The 287-nt window shown below is 65.9% G+C and carries 1 protein-coding gene; it reads right to left on the bottom strand.

Features of this window, described 5'->3' with window-relative positions:
* Window positions 1-236, bottom strand: a 236-nt coding sequence (locus JMJ56_RS33435) for a transposase (RefSeq protein ID WP_202836161.1), incomplete at its 3' end; no start/stop codon positions are given.
* Window positions 237-287: the final 51 nt, after the last annotated feature.

The raw sequence follows: 287 nt of genomic DNA on the forward strand, positions 1-287 counted from the left end.
ACGGACATGACAGTCTCCACTTTCCACCTTTGACGGTAGGCAATGCGATCGGCTTCCACACCAGGCTTGCCGAGCCGTCGGACCATCTCCTGCCGCAGCGGTGTGGTGGCGACCACGCGGGCCGAGCGCCGCTTCTTGGCCGGGATCAGACTGTCGACGCCGAGGCCTTCGCGGCAGTGGCGGTGGTTGGCTTCGCTATCGTAGCCTGCGTCTGCCAGGAGTTGCTCGAAGGGCATGCGCGCGGCGGCTGCGCTCGCCAAAGGTGGAAGGTCGGTAAAGTCGCCGCA

It is taken from the genome of Belnapia arida (genome assembly GCF_016773205.1).
GTDB classification, from domain to species: domain Bacteria; phylum Pseudomonadota; class Alphaproteobacteria; order Acetobacterales; family Acetobacteraceae; genus Belnapia; species Belnapia arida.